Source organism: Pseudomonas sp. RC3H12, from assembly GCF_018596375.1.
Taxonomy (GTDB): domain Bacteria; phylum Pseudomonadota; class Gammaproteobacteria; order Pseudomonadales; family Pseudomonadaceae; genus Aquipseudomonas.
In genome coordinates, this window is sequence record NZ_CP075595.1 from 209,986 (window position 1) to 227,643 (window position 17,658).

15 protein-coding genes are annotated in these 17,658 nt (G+C 64.2%); 11 read left to right on the plus strand and 4 right to left on the minus strand.

Features of this window, described 5'->3' with window-relative positions:
• Positions 1–2 precede the first annotated feature (2 nt).
• From KHO27_RS00970 to lpxC, 4 genes are all read left to right on the plus strand, one after another.
• The gene (locus KHO27_RS00970) at positions 3–872 is read left to right on the plus strand and encodes a cell division protein FtsQ/DivIB (RefSeq protein WP_023629819.1); all 870 of its coding nucleotides are present in this window, start codon (positions 3–5) and stop codon (positions 870–872) included.
• 14 nt (positions 873–886) lie between these two features.
• Positions 887–2,155: a cell division protein FtsA gene (gene ftsA, locus KHO27_RS00975; RefSeq protein WP_094010215.1), complete on the plus strand. Its 1,269-nt coding sequence runs from the start codon at positions 887–889 to the stop codon at positions 2,153–2,155.
• 55 nt (positions 2,156–2,210) lie between these two features.
• A complete protein-coding gene (gene ftsZ / locus KHO27_RS00980; RefSeq protein ID WP_016395521.1) occupies positions 2,211–3,407 on the plus strand; it encodes a cell division protein FtsZ in 1,197 nt (398 codons plus the stop codon).
• Positions 3,408–3,519: 112 nt separating this feature from the next.
• A complete protein-coding gene (gene lpxC / locus KHO27_RS00985; protein ID WP_046857004.1) occupies positions 3,520–4,431 on the plus strand; it encodes a UDP-3-O-acyl-N-acetylglucosamine deacetylase in 912 nt (303 codons plus the stop codon).
• A gap of 145 nt (positions 4,432–4,576) precedes the next feature.
• Here the strand turns inward: lpxC and KHO27_RS00990 are convergent, their stop codons facing one another.
• Entirely contained in the window at positions 4,577–5,038 is a 462-nt protein-coding gene (locus tag KHO27_RS00990) for a DUF721 domain-containing protein (RefSeq protein WP_110700451.1), read from the minus strand.
• 333 nt (positions 5,039–5,371) lie between these two features.
• Between KHO27_RS00990 and secA the strand changes: the two genes are divergently transcribed.
• The 4 genes from secA to KHO27_RS01010 all read left to right on the plus strand — a co-directional run bounded on the left by secA (position 5,372) and on the right by KHO27_RS01010 (position 11,080).
• The gene (secA, locus tag KHO27_RS00995) at positions 5,372–8,107 is read left to right on the plus strand and encodes a preprotein translocase subunit SecA (protein WP_111531711.1); all 2,736 of its coding nucleotides are present in this window, start codon (positions 5,372–5,374) and stop codon (positions 8,105–8,107) included.
• A gap of 88 nt (positions 8,108–8,195) precedes the next feature.
• A complete protein-coding gene (argJ, locus tag KHO27_RS01000) occupies positions 8,196–9,413 on the plus strand; it encodes a bifunctional glutamate N-acetyltransferase/amino-acid acetyltransferase ArgJ (protein ID WP_214501028.1) in 1,218 nt (405 codons plus the stop codon).
• A 93-nt stretch (positions 9,414–9,506) separates the two neighbouring features.
• A complete protein-coding gene (locus KHO27_RS01005; protein ID WP_110700445.1) occupies positions 9,507–10,139 on the plus strand; it encodes a glutathione S-transferase family protein in 633 nt (210 codons plus the stop codon).
• Complete coding sequence (locus tag KHO27_RS01010; protein WP_110700443.1) at positions 10,136–11,080, plus strand: Nudix family hydrolase; 945 nt, start codon at positions 10,136–10,138, stop codon at positions 11,078–11,080. The genes KHO27_RS01005 and KHO27_RS01010 overlap by 4 nt, the downstream gene beginning before the upstream one ends.
• A 40-nt stretch (positions 11,081–11,120) precedes the next feature.
• Here the strand turns inward: KHO27_RS01010 and KHO27_RS01015 are convergent, their stop codons facing one another.
• Genes KHO27_RS01015 through KHO27_RS01025 form a run of 3 tightly spaced genes read right to left on the minus strand, consistent with a single transcriptional unit; the run spans position 11,121 to position 14,671 of the window.
• Positions 11,121–11,687, minus strand: a complete 567-nt coding sequence (locus tag KHO27_RS01015) for a cob(I)yrinic acid a,c-diamide adenosyltransferase (protein ID WP_214501029.1) — start codon at positions 11,685–11,687, stop codon at positions 11,121–11,123.
• A gap of 1 nt (position 11,688) precedes the next feature.
• Complete coding sequence (locus KHO27_RS01020) at positions 11,689–13,716, minus strand: sensor histidine kinase (RefSeq protein ID WP_102682684.1); 2,028 nt, start codon at positions 13,714–13,716, stop codon at positions 11,689–11,691.
• A gap of 37 nt (positions 13,717–13,753) precedes the next feature.
• On the minus strand, positions 13,754–14,671 hold the full coding sequence (locus KHO27_RS01025) for a putative 2-dehydropantoate 2-reductase (protein ID WP_214501030.1): 918 nt from the start codon (positions 14,669–14,671) through the stop codon (positions 13,754–13,756).
• Positions 14,672–14,771: 100 nt separating this feature from the next.
• Between KHO27_RS01025 and KHO27_RS01030 the strand changes: the two genes are divergently transcribed.
• From KHO27_RS01030 to KHO27_RS01040, 3 genes are all read left to right on the plus strand, one after another.
• Positions 14,772–15,257 (plus strand): YajQ family cyclic di-GMP-binding protein, encoded by a 486-nt coding sequence (locus KHO27_RS01030; protein WP_011535522.1) that lies wholly within the window; start codon positions 14,772–14,774, stop codon positions 15,255–15,257.
• A 113-nt stretch (positions 15,258–15,370) separates the two neighbouring features.
• Positions 15,371–16,210: a mechanosensitive ion channel family protein gene (locus tag KHO27_RS01035; RefSeq protein ID WP_110700437.1), complete on the plus strand. Its 840-nt coding sequence runs from the start codon at positions 15,371–15,373 to the stop codon at positions 16,208–16,210.
• 174 nt (positions 16,211–16,384) lie between these two features.
• Complete coding sequence (locus KHO27_RS01040; RefSeq protein ID WP_214501031.1) at positions 16,385–17,623, plus strand: MFS transporter; 1,239 nt, start codon at positions 16,385–16,387, stop codon at positions 17,621–17,623.
• Positions 17,624–17,658 lie beyond the last annotated feature (35 nt).

The window sequence follows — 17,658 nt, forward strand, 5'->3', positions numbered from 1 at the left end:
CCATGCAAGGCGCGATGATACGTCAGCAGCCACCCGTTACCGGCCGTAGCAAGCCGGTGCCGCGTGGTGCCAGCCGACTGGTGGCCGACGAGCCCGTATCGGCGCGCCTGCCGCGGCCAAGCTTCGGCGGCCTCAAGCGCCTGCTGTGGCCGGTATTGCTGGTGGCCGCCGGCTTTGGCGCCTATGAGGGGGCCATTCGCCTGATGCCCTACGCCGACCGGCCGATCACCAAGATCGCCGTGCAGGGTGATCTCAGCTACATCAGCCAGCAGGCGGTGCAGCAGCGTATCGCGCCCTACGTGGCGGCGAGCTTCTTCACCGTCGACCTCGCGGCGATGCGCGTCGAGCTCGAGCAGATGCCCTGGATCGCCCACGCCGAGGTGCGCCGGGTGTGGCCGGACGAGGTGGTGATCCGCCTGGAAGAACAGTTGCCGGTGGCGCGTTGGGGCGACGAGGCCTTGCTCAACAACCAGGGCCAGGCCTTCACCCCGCGCGAACTGGCCAACTACGAGCACCTGCCGCAGCTGTTCGGGCCGCAGCGCGCTCAGCAACAAGTCATGCAGCAGTATCAGGTATTGAGCCAGATGCTGCGCCCCATGGGCTTTTCCATCGCTCGCCTGGAGCTGCGCGAGCGAGGCAGCTGGTTCCTGACCACTGGCGCGGGTAGCGCCGGCCCAGGTATCGAGCTGCTGCTGGGGCGCGACCACCTGGTGGAGAAGATGCGCCGTTTCATTGCCATTTACGACAAATCGCTTAAAGACCAGATCACCAATATCGCCCGCATCGATCTGCGTTATTCCAACGGACTTGCCGTTGGTTGGCGGGAACCGAATGCACCGACGACGGCCCAACCCGCCGTTGCGAAGAATTAGAGAGAGGCAGGACCATGGCAAACGCGCATAGCGGCAAAATGATCGTCGGGCTGGACATCGGCACCTCCAAGGTGGTGGCGCTGGTGGGTGAAGTCGGCGAGGACGGTACCCTGGAGATCGTCGGGATCGGCACCCATCCGTCTCGCGGCCTGAAGAAGGGCGTGGTGGTGAACATCGAGTCGACGGTGCAGTCGATCCAGCGCGCCGTGGAAGAGGCCCAGCTGATGGCCGGCTGCCGCATCCACTCGGCGTTCGTCGGCGTGGCCGGCAACCACATCCGCAGCCTGAACTCCCACGGCATCGTCGCCATCCGCGATCGCGAAGTCAGCACCGCCGACCTTGAGCGCGTGCTCGATGCCGCCCAGGCCGTGGCCATTCCGGCCGACCAGCGGGTGCTGCACACCCTGCCGCAGGACTACGTGATCGACAACCAGGAAGGCGTGCGCGAGCCCCTGGGCATGTCGGGCGTGCGCCTGGAAGCCAAGGTCCACGTGGTTACCTGCGCGGTGAACGCGGCGCAGAACATCGAAAAATGCGTGCGTCGCTGTGGTCTGGAAATCGACGACATCATCCTTGAACAGCTGGCCTCGGCCTACTCGGTGCTGACCGACGACGAGAAGGAACTGGGCGTGTGCCTGGTGGACATCGGTGGCGGCACCACCGACATCGCCATCTTCACTGAAGGTGCGATCCGCCACACCGCGGTAATCCCGATCGCTGGCGACCAGGTCACCAACGACATCGCCATGGCCCTGCGTACGCCTACGCAGTACGCCGAGGAAATCAAGATCCGCTACGCCTGCGCCCTGGCCAAGCTGGCCGGCGCCGGCGAGACCATCAAGGTGCCGAGCGTGGGTGATCGCCCGCCGCGCGAGCTGTCGCGCCAGGCTCTGGCCGAAGTGGTGGAGCCGCGTTACGACGAGCTGTTCACCCTGATCCAGGCCGAGCTGCGCCGCAGCGGCTACGAGGACCTGGTGCCGGCCGGCATCGTCCTCACCGGCGGCACCGCGAAGATGGAAGGCGCCGTGGAACTGGCCGAGGAAATCTTCCACATGCCGGTACGCCTGGGCGTGCCGCACAGCGTCCGCGGGCTGAGCGACGTGGTCCGCAACCCGATCTATTCCACCGGCGTGGGCCTGCTCACCTACGGGCTGCAGAAGCAGTCCGAGGACCTGTCCCTGACCGGTATCAGCAACAGCAACAGCAGCAATAACAGCTATGGCGATGAACCCAAGGGGCCAGTGCTTGAGCGACTCAAGCGTTGGGTCCAGAGCAACTTCTGAGTTTCAAAGCAGTAGTGGTAGGCGCGACAACTAGAGAACTGTAAGGAGAGGGAAAATGTTCGAGCTCGTAGACAACGTCCCGCAAAGTCCGGTCATCAAGGTGATCGGCGTCGGCGGTGGCGGCGGCAACGCCGTCAACCACATGGTCAAGAGCAGCATCGAAGGCGTGGAATTCATCTGTGCCAACACCGATGCTCAGGCGCTGAAAAACATCGGCGCGCGCACCATCCTGCAACTGGGCACTGGTGTAACCAAGGGCCTGGGTGCTGGCGCCAATCCGGAAGTCGGCCGTCAGGCCGCGCTGGAAGACCGTGAGCGCATCGCCGAAGTGCTGCAGGGCACCAACATGGTGTTCATCACCACCGGCATGGGTGGCGGTACCGGTACCGGCGCGGCGCCGATCATCGCCGAAGTGGCCAAGGAAATGGGCATCCTCACCGTCGCGGTGGTGACTCGTCCGTTCCCGTTCGAAGGCCGCAAGCGCATGCAGATCGCCGATGAAGGCATCCGCATGCTGGCTGAAAGCGTCGACTCGTTGATCACCATCCCCAACGAGAAGCTGCTGACCATCCTGGGCAAGGATGCAAGCCTCCTGTCCGCCTTCGCCAAGGCCGACGACGTGCTGGCCGGCGCCGTGCGCGGCATCTCGGACATCATCAAGCGTCCGGGCATGATCAACGTCGACTTCGCCGACGTACGCACCGTGATGGGTGAGATGGGCATGGCGATGATGGGTACCGGCTGCGCCAGCGGCCCGAACCGTGCTCGCGAAGCCACCGAGGCGGCGATCCGCAACCCGTTGCTCGAAGACGTCAACCTGCAGGGCGCCCGCGGCATCCTGGTGAACATCACCGCAGGGCCTGACCTGTCGCTGGGCGAGTACTCCGACGTGGGTAGCATCATCGAGGCCTTCGCCTCCGACCACGCGATGGTCAAGGTCGGCACCGTGATCGACCCGGACATGCGCGACGAGCTGCACGTGACCGTCGTGGCCACCGGCCTGGGCGCGCGCATCGAGAAACCGGTCAAGGTGGTCGACAACACCCTGCAGACCGCCCAGCAGGCGTACGAGGCCTCCAACCCGGCCCCGGTTCGCCAGGAGCAGTCGGCCGTCAACTACCGTGACCTGGAGCGTCCGACCGTGATGCGCAACCAGGCCCATGCAGGTGCTGCGGCAGCCGCTAAACTCAACCCTCAGGATGATCTGGACTACCTGGATATCCCGGCGTTCCTGCGTCGTCAGGCCGATTAATGGAATTTATCAGGGGTATAAGGGTGATTGGTGTTCAGCAAAGGCCGGGTCTGTTATCATCCCCAGCCTTTGTTGATACCTGTTCGCAATTTGCGCTGAAGCGGCCAATGCCATGATTAGACAACGCACCCTGAAGAATACCATCCGTGCCACAGGCGTCGGCCTGCACTCCGGGGAGAAGGTCTACCTGACCCTCAAGCCTGCGCCTGTCGACAGCGGCATCGTCTTCCGTCGCGCCGACCTCGACCCTGTGGTCGAAATCCCGGCGCGCGCGGCCAACGTCGGCGAGACCACCATGTCCACCACGCTGGTCAACGGTGACGTCAAAGTCGATACGGTCGAGCACCTGCTCTCCGCCATGGCGGGCCTGGGCATCGATAACGCCTACGTCGAGCTCTCCGCCTCGGAAGTGCCGATCATGGATGGCAGCGCCGGACCCTTCGTATTCCTGATCCAATCGGCCGGCCTGGAAGAACAGGACGCACCGAAGAAGTTCATCCGCATCCTGCGTGAAGTGACAGTGGAAGAGGGCGACAAGCGCGCCACTTTCCTGCCCTTCGACGGGTTCAAGGTGAGCTTCGAGATCGACTTCGATCACCCGGTCCTCAAGGGCCAGACCCAGAGCGCGGTCGTCGACTTCTCGAGCACCTCGTTCGTGAAGGAAGTCAGCCGTGCCCGTACCTTCGGTTTCATGCGTGACATCGAGTACCTGCGCAAGCACAACCTTGCGCTGGGTGGCAGTGTCGAGAACGCCATCGTCGTCGACGAAACCGGTGTTCTCAACGAAGACGGCCTTCGTTCCGATGACGAATTCGTCAAGCACAAGATCCTCGACGCCATCGGCGATCTGTACCTGCTGGGCAACAGCCTGATCGGCGAGTTCAAGGGCTACAAGTCCGGACACGCGCTGAACAACCAGCTGTTGCGCAAGCTGATTGCGGAAACCGACGCCTGGGAAGTGGTCACCTTCGAAGATGCCAGCACGGCACCGATCTCGTACATGCGCCCTGTTGCGGCTGTGTAAGTTCGAACACTCTCTCTAGTGATTAAGGCCACCTTCGGGTGGCCTTTTTTATGGCTGGGAATTGGATTTGGGCTGATGGCAAACAGTTCGAGAGCTGCGTTGTGGCGGATATCGAGTACCTAAGCAAGGTTCAAGTCGAGCGCTCTCAGCCGTTATCCTTCCCTTGAGCATGTGCCGCCAATCGCTCCAGCGCCGCCTTGAGCTTCGGGTCACTGATTCCTTCCGCCGACCCTCGGATACTCTGAGCGGCAGTTTCCGAAAGCTCCGGCCCTTGCCCCTCGCGTTTGGCTGCCACCAGCGGCGGTTGCACCTTGAACAATATGCGCGTCAGGTTGGCGAAGGCTTCCATGGCCATGAGCTGACGTTGCAGGCGTTTCTGCTGGTAGCGCAGGCGGGTCGCCCAATGGCCGTCGGTAACCACCAGCAACAACGTCCCTTCCTTCCAGGAAGCCACGTGGCAATGCTCGCGGGCGGCTGGCTGCAGCTGGCTTTCCAGCAGGCGCTGCAGGTGCTCCAGGCGCTCGGCCTGGTTCAGCAGCAGGCGCAGCGGGCGTGCCTTGCGCAGCAGGGCCGAGGGCGGGTGGGCGGAAGAGGGTTTGTAGGCCATGGAAGTTCGCGGCGGGTTGCTAGAGCGGCAGTTTAACAGGCGCCGCCTGATCGCGGGGCAGGCCCGCTCCCACGCGACGTGCGAAACGGCCATGCTGGCTGGGATCTTGATGCAAGTCATTCGCGATACGTTTCATCTGCGCGCACCTTGAACTTGCGCAAAAAGCCCCTATGTTAGTCAAGCCCCCTAAAAGCGCTGTGCCAGCATCGTGGAAATCCACCACTTTCCTCACCATCGTTTCCGGGTAGAATGCTCGTTCGCATGCGGCCTCTGGGCTGCACGGGCGACTCATGGGGCCGCCCTCCATCCCTACGTGTGGAAGATCCTGCCGATATGTTTGCGCCTTTGTTAAAAAAACTTTTTGGAAGCAAGAACGAGCGTGAAATCAAACGCATGCTCAAGACGGTGAGCACCGTCAATGCCTTCGAAGAGAAGATGGTGGCCCTCTCCGACGAGCAACTGCGGAGCAAGACCGCAGAGTTCAAGGAGCGCCTGGCCAAAGGCGAAACGCTTGATCAACTGCTGCCCGAAGCCTTCGCCGTGGCCCGCGAGGCCGGCAAGCGCGTGATGGGCATGCGTCACTTTGATGTCCAGCTGATCGGCGGCATGACCTTGCACGAAGGCATGATCGCAGAAATGCGTACCGGTGAAGGCAAGACCTTGGTCGGTACCCTGGCCGTCTACCTCAACGCGCTGTCCGGCAAGGGCGTGCACGTGGTCACGGTGAACGATTACCTGGCCCGCCGCGACGCCAACTGGATGCGCCCGCTGTACGAGTTCCTCGGCCTGACCGTGGGCATCGTCTCGGCCTTCCAGCCGCCGGAAGAGAAACGCGCCGCCTACGCCGCGGACATCACCTACGGCACCAACAACGAATTCGGTTTCGACTACCTGCGCGACAACATGGCGTTCAGCCAGGACGAGAAGTTCCAGCGTGAACTGAACTTCGCGGTGATCGACGAAGTCGACTCGATCCTCATCGACGAAGCGCGTACCCCGCTGATCATCTCCGGCCAGGCCGAGGACAGCTCCAAACTGTACATCGAGATCAACCGCCTGATCCCGCGCCTGACCCAGCACATCGAGGAAGTCGAAGGCCAGGTGACCCAAGAGGGTCACTACAGCATCGACGAGAAGAGCCGCCAGGTCGAACTGAACGAGGCCGGCCACCAGTTCATCGAGGACATGCTCACCCAATCCGGCCTGCTGGCCGAGGGCGAGAGCCTGTACTCCGCGCACAACCTGGGCCTGCTGACCCACGTCTACGCCGGCCTGCGGGCGCACAAGCTGTTCCATCGCAACGTCGAGTACATCGTCCAGGACGGCCAGATCCTCCTGATCGACGAGCACACCGGCCGCACCATGCCGGGCCGCCGCCTGTCCGAGGGCCTGCACCAGGCCATCGAGGCCAAGGAAAACCTGAACATCCAGGCCGAAAGCCAGACCCTGGCCTCGACCACCTTCCAGAACTACTTCCGCCTGTACACCAAGCTGTCCGGCATGACCGGTACCGCCGACACCGAGGCGTTCGAGTTCGCGCAGATCTATGCGCTCAACGTGATGGTCATCCCGCCGAACAAGCCGTTGGCGCGCAAGGACTTCAACGACCTGGTGTACCTGACCGCCGACGAGAAGTACGCGGCAATCATTGCCGACATCAAGGAAAGCATGGCCCAGGGCCGTCCTGTCCTGGTCGGCACCGCGACCATCGAAACCTCCGAGCACATGTCCAACCTGCTCAAGAAGGAAGGTATCGACCACAAGGTCCTGAACGCCAAGTACCACGAGAAAGAAGCCGAGATCATCGCGCAAGCCGGTGCGCCGGGTGCCCTGACCATCGCCACCAACATGGCCGGTCGTGGTACCGACATCCTGCTGGGCGGTAACTGGGAGGCCGAAGTCGCCGCCCTGGACAACCCGACCGCCGAGCAGATCGCCCAGATCAAGGCCGACTGGCAGAAGCGCCACCAGCAGGTGCTGGAGGCCGGCGGCCTGCACGTGATTGCCTCCGAGCGCCACGAATCGCGCCGTATCGACAACCAGCTGCGTGGCCGTGCCGGCCGTCAGGGCGATGCCGGCTCGAGCCGCTTCTACCTGTCGCTGGAAGACAGCCTGATGCGCATCTTCGCCTCCGACCGGGTGAAGAACTTCATGAAGGCGCTGGGCATGCAGTCCGGTGAGGCCATCGAGCACCGCATGGTGACCAACGCCATCGAGAAAGCGCAGCGCAAGGTCGAGGGTCGCAACTTCGATATCCGCAAGCAGCTGCTCGAATACGACGACGTGGCCAACGAACAGCGCAAGGTGATCTACCACATGCGCAACAGCCTGCTGGCGGCCGAGAACATCGGTGACACCATCGCCGAGTTCCGTCTGGAAGTGCTCGATGCCACCATCAGCCAGCACATCCCGCCGCAGTCGCTGCCCGAGCAGTGGGACGTGGCCGGCCTGGAGGCCTCGCTGTCCAGCGACTTCGCCATGAAGCTGCCGATCCAGCAGTGGCTCGACGAAGACGATCACCTCTACGAGGAGACCCTGCGCGAGAAGCTGCTCAAGGAAATCACCGACGCCTACAACGAGAAGGAAGACCAGGCCGGCATCGACGCCCTGCGTACCTTCGAGAAGCAGATCCTGCTGCGCGTGCTGGACGACCTGTGGAAAGACCACCTGTCGACCATGGACCACCTGCGCCACGGTATCCACCTGCGCGGCTATGCGCAGAAGAACCCCAAGCAGGAGTACAAGCGCGAATCGTTCACCCTGTTCCAGGAACTGCTCGAGTCGATCAAGCGCGACACCATCCGCGTGCTGTCGCACGTTCAGGTCCGTCGCGAAGACCCGGTCGAGGAAGAAGCCCGTCTGCGCCGCGAGGCCGAGGAACTGGCCAGCCGTATGCAATTCCAGCACGCCGCCGCACCAGGCCTGGAAGGCGAGCAACTGGCCGAGGAGGGCGCTGAAGTCGCCGTCGCATCGGCCCCTGTGCGCAACGACATGAAGCTCGGTCGCAACGAGCCTTGCTGGTGTGGCTCGGGCAAGAAATTCAAGCATTGCCATGGTCAGATTGAATGATCTGAACCACCTGCAGTAACGTGACACATCCGGGGCCGCTTTGCGGCCCCGCTTTTTGTTCTCAACCGATTTATCTAGGAGCGCTCTAATGGCTGTTGGTCTTGGTCCCCTGCCCACCCTGCACCCGGTTCCCGGTTTCGAACTCGGTATCGCCTCGGCGGGCATCAAGCGCCCGGGGCGCAAGGATGTGGTGGTGATGCGCTGCGCCGAAGGCTCCAGCGTCGCCGGCGTGTTCACCCTCAACGCCTTCTGCGCGGCACCGGTGATCCTCTCCAAGCAGCGCGTGCAGGGCACCGTGCGTTACCTGCTGACCAACACCGGCAACGCCAACGCAGGCACCGGCGCACCGGGCCTGGCCGCCGCCGAGCGCACCTGCGCCAGGCTGGCCGAACTGGCCGGCGTGCCGGCCGAGTCGGTCCTGCCGTTCTCCACCGGCGTGATCGGCGAGCCGCTGCCGGTCGAGAAGATCGAAGGCGCGCTGCAGGCCGCCCTGGACAACCTGTCGGAAAACAACTGGGCCGAAGCCGCCACCGGCATCATGACCACCGACACCCTGCCCAAGGGCGCCAGCCGTCAGTTCCAGGTCGACGGCAAGACCATCACCGTCACCGGTATCAGCAAGGGCGCGGGGATGATCCGCCCGAACATGGCTACCATGCTCGGCTACATCGCCACCGACGCCAAGGTCGCCCCGGCCGTGTTGAAGGACCTGATGCTCGACGGCGCCAACAAGTCGTTCAACCGCATCACCATCGACGGCGACACCTCGACCAACGACTGCTGCATGCTGATCGCCACCGGCAAGGCCGATGTGCCGGAAGTGACCGAGGCCAGCGGCGCGCTGTTCGAAGCACTGAAGCAAGCGGTGTTCGAAGTGTGCATGGAGGTGGCACAGGCCATCGTCCGTGACGGCGAAGGCGCCACCAAGTTCGTCACCGTGCAGGTCAACGGTGGGGGCAACCACCAGGAATGCCTGGACGTTGGCTATGCCGTGGCCCACTCGCCGCTGATCAAGACCGCGCTGTTCGCCTCCGACCCCAACTGGGGCCGCATTCTCGCAGCTGTCGGTCGCGCCGGCGTGCCCGAGCTGGATGTCAGCCTGATCGACGTGTATCTGGACAGTGTGTGCATCGCCAGCAAAGGCGGGCGCAGCCCGAGCTACACCGAGGCACAGGGCTCGGCGGTGATGGCCCAGGAAGAGATCACCATCCGCATTGAGCTCGGCCGTGGCCAGTGCAGCGAAACCATCTGGACCACCGACCTGTCCCACGAGTACGTGAAGATCAACGCCGAATACCGCACCTGACCCATCGCGGGGCAAGCCCGCTCCCACGCACAGCTTGGTGGGAGCGGGCTTGCCCGCGATTACCGCACACTGCCCGCAACATGGAGCCGAACCATGAGCTATCACCTGATCATCGGCGACAAGCTGTATTCCTCCTGGTCGCTACGCGGCGCCCTGGCCCTTGACTTGGCCGGCGTGCCCTACGAAGAAACCCTGATCAAACTCAACCAGCCCGATACCCGCCAGCGCCTGCTGGCGTTCTCGGCCACAGGCAAGGTGCCGCTGCTCAAGACCGAGCATGGCGTCATCGCTGATTCCCTGGCCATCGCCGAGTACCTCAACGAGCAGCATCCGCAAGCATGCCTGTGGCCGGACGACATCGCGGCCCGTGCCCAGGCGCGTTCGGCCTGTGCCCAGATGCACAGCGGCTTCTTCGCCCTGCGCGGCGCCATGCCGTTCGACCTGTCCCGCGACCAGGCGCTGGAAAGCGTGCCGCTGGATGTGCAGGTCGACATCGACCGCATGGTCGCCCTGTGGTCCGAGTGCCGCCTGGTGGCCAAGGATAGTGGCCCGTTCCTGTTTGGCCGGCCGACCCTGGCCGATGCCTTCTTCGCCCCGGTGGCCGTGCGCCTGCGCACCTACCGCGTCGAGGTGCCGGCCGAGGCCGCTGCCTATATCGAAACCATCTACCAGTGGCCGGCCTTCCAGGCCTGGCAGCGGGCTGGCCTGGCGGAGCGTGAAGGGTGAAACGGATTCATGTAGTAGCCGCGGTCATCCGCGGTGCCGATGGTCGCATCCTGATCGCACGTCGTGCGGATACTCAGCATCAAGGCGGCTTGTGGGAGTTTCCCGGCGGCAAGGTGGAAGCGGGGGAGGGCGTCGAAGCGGCGCTGGCCCGTGAGCTGCGTGAGGAACTGGGTATCGAGGTCACGGGGTCGCGCCCGCTGATCAAGGTCAGTCACGATTACCCGGACAAGCAGGTATTGCTGGATGTGCACGAGGTGGATGGCTTTGCTGGTGAGCCACATGGTGCCGAAGGTCAGCCTTTGGCGTGGGTGGCTCCGCGTGACCTGGGGCAGTATGCGTTCCCCGAGGCCAACAAGCCGATCGTCGCCGCCGCGCGTTTGCCCGATCAATACCTGATCACCCCGGACGGTCTGGAGGTGCCCGAGTTGCTCAAAGGTATCCAGAAGGCCGTGGCCAGCGGTATCAGGCTGATCCAGCTACGCGCACCGGACATGTACGACCCGAAGTACCGCGATGTGGCGGTCGACGCGGTTGGCCTGTGCGCAGGCAAGGCGCAACTCATGCTCAAGGGGCCGCTGGAATGGCTGGGCGACTTCCCGTCGGCCGGCTGGCACCTGACCGCCGCGCAGTTGCGCAAGTACGCGGCCAAGGGCCGGCCATTCCCGAAGGAGCGCTGGCTGGCGGCGTCCTGCCACAGTGCCGAGGAGCTGGCATTGGCCGAGCAGATGGGGGTGGATTTCGTCACCCTGTCGCCGGTGCAGGCGACCCAGACGCACCCTGAGGCAGCGCCGCTGGGCTGGGATGAGGCGCAGCGGTTGACTGCAGGGTTCAGCCATCCGGTGTTCTTGCTCGGTGGGGTAGGGCCGGGCGAGCGTGAGCGGGCGTGGGAAGTCGGCGCGCAAGGTGTTGCCGGGATTCGGGCGTTCTGGCCTGAGGCCTGAGTGGCCTGGTAGAGGGGCCGCTTCGCGGCCCCTTGCGGTGTCAGCCTGCTGGCTTATCCGCCGCCTGCCATAACACCTCGGCAACACCCTGCCGCCGCCCGATGATCCGCGCCGCGACAAACAGCAGATCCGAAAGGCGGTTGATGTACGCCAAACCCACGCCTTCCAGCGGTTCTACAGCATTCAACTGCTGACACCGGCGCTCCGCACTGCGCGCCAGGCTCCGGCACACATGCGCCTGAGCGATCAGCGCCGAACCGCTGGGCAGAATGAAGTTTTTCAGCGGCCCCAGCTCTTCGTTCCACATATCGATGGCGGCCTCCAGGCGCTCCACTTCGGCCTGGTTCAACGCTTGGTAACTGGGCATCGCCAGTTCGCCGCCCAGGTCGAACAAACGGTGCTGGCAGGGCGTCAGAATCTCGCTGACCTCATCCAGCCCCTGCTCGGCCAAGCCGGCCAGTAGCAGCCCAAGCTGGCTGTTGAGGCTGTCCACCTCGCCGATTACCTCGACGCGCGGATGGTCCTTGGGCACTCGGCGCCCATCGCCCAGGCCGGTTTCACCTTTGTCGCCGGTGCGCGTATAGATCTTCGACAGGCGATAGCCCATGTCATGTCTCCGTGTTCAGGGGGGCCGGTTGGGCCTGGTTCAGGGGCAGGCGCAGGGTGAAGCAGGTGCCCTGGCCCGGGGTGGACTGTACTTCCATCTGCCCCTTGTGATTGTTGGTGATGATGAAGTACGACACCGACAGGCCCAGGCCGGTGCCCTGGCCGATCTCCTTGGTGGTGAAGAACGGCTCGAAGGTGCGCTTGCGCACCGTCTCGGGCATGCCGACGCCGTTGTCCTCGACCTGGATTTCTGCCCAGGGCGGGTTGAGCCGGGTGCGCAAGGTGATACGCCCGGGCTCGCTGGGTTGCGGGCGCTGGTGGATGGCCTGGGCGGCGTTCTTCAACAGGTTCAGCAGCACCTGCTCCAGTTCGTTGGCGGTGCAGGGCACCGGCCCCAGCTGTGGGTCGAACTGGCGGACGATGGCCTGGCCCTTGAAGTCGAAGCCGATGGCCAGGTCGAAGTCGTTGCCGGCGATCTCCACCGCCTGGTCGATCAACGCCGGCAGGTCGCAAGGGGCGAGTTGACGGTTGCTGCGGCGGCTGAAGCTGAGCATGTGGGTGACGATCTTGGCGGCCCGTGCGCCGGCTTGCTGGATGCCGTCGAGCAACTGTGGCACTTCGCGGCTGTCCAGGTAGCGATTGACGGCCGGCAGGTCGATGCCCAGCTCGCTGGCTTGCTCCTGGTTGCGCGGCAGGTCCGGCGACAGGCGGCGGCGGATGTTCTGCACGTTGTGCAGGATCGCACCCAGCGGGTTGTTGATTTCGTGGGCCATGCCGGCGGCCAGGCCGCCGACCGAGAGCATCTTCTCGGACTGCACCATCATTTCTTCCAGTGACAGACGCTGGGTGATGTCGTCGATACGGATCACCACCCCGCGTCCGCCACCGCCCATCAACGGGTAGAAGGTCAGCGCGTAGTGGCGCAGGTCCTCGCCCTTGGGCCAGGTGACGCGCTCGACCTTGGCGACCCGGTGCTTCTCCACGCTCTCCTTGAGCTGCGGCAAGAACGGCTTGAGCGGCTCGAATGCGAGGAAGATCGGCTGGTTCAGCGCTTCGTCCAGCGGTGTCCCGGAGAGCACCGTGGCCTCGTGGTTCCACTGGGTGACGTAGAGCTGTTCGTCGAGGGCGATCAGCGCCGAGGGCATCGAGTCGATGATGCTGTTCAGGTAGTTCTGGAAACCGGTGAGTTTTTTCTCGATCTTGCTGCGCACCTGGACTTCCAGTTCCAGCTTGCGGTTGGTATGGCGGGTTTCCTCGGCCAGGCCCTGGGCCTGGTCATAGGCATCCTGGAACTCGTCACGGGTGCGCTTGAGCTGCTGCTCGCGGGCTTCGATGCGCGACAGCATGGTATTGAACGCCTCGGCCAGGCCGCCGATTTCGTCGTCATTGCCGCGCTGGGCGCGCAGGGCATAGCTTTCCTCGCGGGTGACCTGGCGGGTCAGTTCTTCGAGGCGATTGATCGGCAGGGTGATCAGGCGCTTGATCTGCCGGGCGATGAGCAGCCACAGCAGCACACTGAACACCAGGATGGCCAGGCTGGCGGAGAGGGTGCCGGTGTAGAACGCCGTGGGTAGTTCACTGCTGGCCACCAGCAGCAGGTGTGCGGGGGGCGCGGCGTTGCGTGGCAGGCGGATCAGCTGGGTACTGCGAAACTCCATCAGGCGCCAGCCATCGATGTTGCGGTAGCGCTTGGGCAGGCTCAGCGGCTCGCCATGTTGCAGTTGCGCCAGCAGGCGCCCGTCGCCGCCGTAGATGGCCGCCGCGCGCAATGGCGAGTAGCTGTCGAGCTCCTTCAGTAGCGCCGTGGCGGCTTCCGGCGAGTCACCGGCCCGTGAGGACAGCTGCGGGTTGGACACCAGCTTGCCGATGGTCTGCAGGGCCTGGGGCGCCATGCTCTCCTGGGTGATCCAGTAAGCGGCGCTGATGAAGGCGAGGTTGGCCACCAGCAGGATGGTCACCAGTAGCACCAGCAGGGCCGCCAGCAGCTTCTGCCCGACTGGGAGGTTTTCCAGGCGTTGACGCAGGGTCATGGGTCTGAGGGTGTCCGTATCCGATGAATGGGTAGAATCAGTCGCTGCGCAGGCCACGCGCCTGCAGGTTATCGACCAGGCGCCGGTGCAGGTGTTCCAGCTGCGGCACTGCCAGGCCGTGCCGGCCAGCGGCGCGGCAGGCGTGGCCGAGCAGGTAATGGACCTCTGTGCGCCGGCCATGGCGGACATCCTGGTACATGGAAGAGTAGTTGGCCGCGGTGGCCAGGATCACCCGCTGGACTTCCTCGTGCAGGTTGCTGGCCGCTTCGGGCTGGCCGCAACGGTGCAGCAGGTTGACCAGTTCGTCGCACAGTGGGTCGACTTCGGTCAGGTACCCGAGCAGGCCGCCATTCTGGCAGTCGTGCAGTACCGTCAGCGGGTTGATCGCACAGTTGAGCGCCAGTTTGCGCCACAGGCGAGTCGGGATGTCGAGCGCCCACTGGGCCGGTATGCCGGCGTCGTGCAGGTCGTCGAACCAGGATGGCGTGCCGGGACTCGCCGGATCACCCAGCCAGTTGAAGCCGTGGCCGGCAAAGCGAACCTGCCAGTCGGCTTCGCGGAATGCGCCCTCGGTGCTGGAGGCGAAGATGCAACGGGCATGCGGCACTTGCTCGGCAACCTCGTCCTGGCTGCCCAGGCCGTTCTGCAGCAGTACCAGCTCGACGCCATGGGCCAGCCTGGGGGCCAGACGCGCCACGGCAGGCGCGGCGTCGTAGGCCTTGCAGGCGACCAGCAGGCGATGGATCGGGCCGGGCGCGTCGAAGCTCTCCGCAGGGATCGCATAGTGGTGCTGGGCATCCTGCTCCACCAGGGTCAGCCCGCCCTTGCGTTCATAGGCGGCCAGGCGCTGCTGGTCGCGCAGGATCAGGCGGACCGCCTTGCCGGCGCGGGCCAGGCGGCAGGCCCAGAGGCTGCCGAGGCTGCCGGCGCCGAGAATATGCCAGGTGCTGCTCATCTGCGTTTCGCAACCCGTTATAATGAGTCCGCATTTTAACCATCAAACCCGACGCGCTCCATCTTCAGGCCGAGCGCGCTTTTTTTTCTGGAGATCATCCATGCCTTCGTTCGACGTGGTATCGGAACTGGACAAGCACGAAGTGCAGAACGCTGTCGACAACGCCATCAAGGACCTCGACCGTCGCTACGACTTGAAGGGCAAGGGCACCTTCGAGTTCAAGGACAAGGAGCAGACCGTGCTGCTGACCGCCGAGGAGGAGTTCCAGCTCGAGGCCATGCTGGAAATCCTGCGCCTGGCGCTGGTCAAGCGCAAGATCGACGTCAAATGCCTGGAAACCAAGGATCCCTACGCTTCGGGCAAGGAGAAGAAGCAGGAAGCCAAGTTCCGCGAAGGCATCGACAAGGACCTGGCCAAGAAGATCGTCGCCACCATCAAGGACGGCAAGCTCAAGGTCCAGGCCGCCATCCAGGGCGAGCAGGTTCGCGTCACTGGCAAGAAGCGCGACGACCTGCAGGAGGCCATTGCCTTGCTGCGCACCAAGGAATTCGACATGCCGCTGCAGTTCAACAACTTCCGCGACTGATCGCACGGCGGCCCGGAACCTTGATGGCGCATTGATGTCCATCGGGGTCCGGGCCGCTGGCTTTGCGCTGCCCGCTTCACTGTGTACTTGCCGTTCGGCATCAGGAGATAAACATGGATTTGAACGCTGAAGTCGATCAGCTCGTTCGCCAATCGCAGACCTGGGTTCCCTTGATCATGGAGTACGGCAGCCGCCTGTTGCTGGCGCTGCTGACCCTGGCCATCGGCTGGTGGATCATCAACAAGCTCAGTGCCCGTCTTGGCAAGCTGGTGGGCCTGCGTGCCGACGCTGCGCTGCAGGGCTTCATCAGCACCCTGGCCAACATCGTGCTGAAGGTGCTGCTGATGGTCAGCGTGGCATCGATGATCGGTATCGAGACCACCTCGTTCGTCGCCGCCATCGGTGCCGCTGGCCTGGCCATCGGCCTGGCCTTGCAAGGCAGCCTGGCCAACTTCGCCGGCGGTGTGCTGATCCTGATGTTCCGTCCGTTCCGTATCGGTGACTGGATCGAGGCCCAAGGTGTCAGTGGCACCGTGGACAGCATCCAGATCTTCCACACCGTGTTGCGCACCGGCGACAACAAGACCGTGATCATGCCTAACGGCAGCCTCTCCAACGGCATCATCACCAACACCAACCGCCAGCCGACCCGCAAGGTGGTGTTCGACGTGGGCGTGGATTACGACGCCGACCTGCAGAAGGCACGCAATGTACTGCTGGAGTTGGCCCAGGATCCGCGTGTGCTGCAGGACCCGGCGCCGCAGGCGGTGATTTCGACCCTGGGTGACAGCTCGATCACCGTGTCGCTGCGCATCTGGACCAAGACCGCCGACTACTGGGATGTGATGTTCATGCTCAACGAGCATGCCCGCGACCGGCTCAAGGCAGAAGGGATCGATATTCCGTTTCCGCAGCGGGTGATTCGCGTGGTGCAGGAGGCGGCGGTACAGTAACACTGCGTCACACCTCCCATCGCGGGGCAAGCCCACCCCCACAAGCGCTCTAGCGGCCTTGTGGGGGTGGGCTTGCCCCGCGATGCTTTCCAGCGCCTTACACTTGTTCACAGCCGCAGTGGATGATTTCTGGCATACAGCCTGACCCCCATCTGTTCCCACCCGATACCGATCATGAAACCATTGCTGTACATCACCCCCCTGCGCGCCTTGCTGTTCGGCCTGACCCTGGCGCTGTTCGAACTGTTGACCTACCTGGCCAGCGACGCGGTCATGCCCGCCATGCCGGTCGTGGTCGGCGATCTTCAGGCCAGCCCCGAATACATTCCCCATGCCCTCAACCTCTACCTGCTGGGTGGTGTGCTGCTGCAATGGCTGATTGGCCCGTTGGCCGACCGCTATGGCCGGCGCCCGCTGTTGCTGGGGGGCTGTGTGTTCTTCGGGGTGGCGTGCCTGGCGACCTTCTGGGCCCAGGATATCGGTGTGTTCAACCTCCTGCGGCTGTTGCAGGGCATCGGCCTGGGCTTCGTGGTCACGGTCAGCTATCCGGCGCTTAACGAGGCGTTCAGCGAGGCCGACGCGGTGCGCATGATGGCGCTGCTGGCCAACATCGCGCTGCTGTCGCCGTTGCTTGGCCCACTGGTAGGTACACTGATGCTGCAGTGGCTGGACTGGCGCTGGCTGTTCGTGGCCTTCGCCGCCGGCGCGGTGCTGTGCTGGCTGCTGCTCTACCGGCTGATGCCAGAAACCCTGGGAGTGGAGCGCCGCGACGGTTCGCGCCTGCCGTTCACGCCCATCCACCTGCTGCCATTGCTGGCGGGTTACGGTGAGTTGCTGGGCAACCGTCGTTTCGTGGCCGGTAGCGCGGCGCTGGGGCTGGTGGGGTTGCCCCTTATCGGCTGGATCGGCCTGTCACCTGTGCTGCTGATCCATGATGAAGGTCTGAGCACGATGGAATACGCATTGTGGCAACTGCCGGTGTTCGGCGGGCTGATCCTGGGCAACCTGATCATCAACCGCATCGCCGATCGCTACCCGCTGCCGGCGTTGGTGCGTGGCGCCCTGTGGCCTTACCTGGCGGGCCTGGCGCTGATGGTCGCGGCCACCTGGTTCTGGCCGACGGTGACCAGTGTGGTGGCCGGCATGTCGCTGTACGCGCTGGGCCTGGGCGTGGCCAACGCGGTGCTGTACCGCATGACGCTGTTTTCCAGCGAGCAGAGCAAGGGCCTGGTGTCGGCAATGCTGGGGATGATCACTATCGCCCTGCTGGGCCTGGGCGGCGCGGTGTTGGCGATACTGGGTGCCGGTGCGAGCCTGATGCATTTTGCCCTGGCCGCGGGCGTGGCGGGTGCGTTGGCGCTGTGGCCGTTGTGGTTCGTGATCGGCAGGCGCCGTGCGGTGGTTGCAGGCTAGACGCATCGCGGGGCAAGCCCGCTCCCACGCAGTGC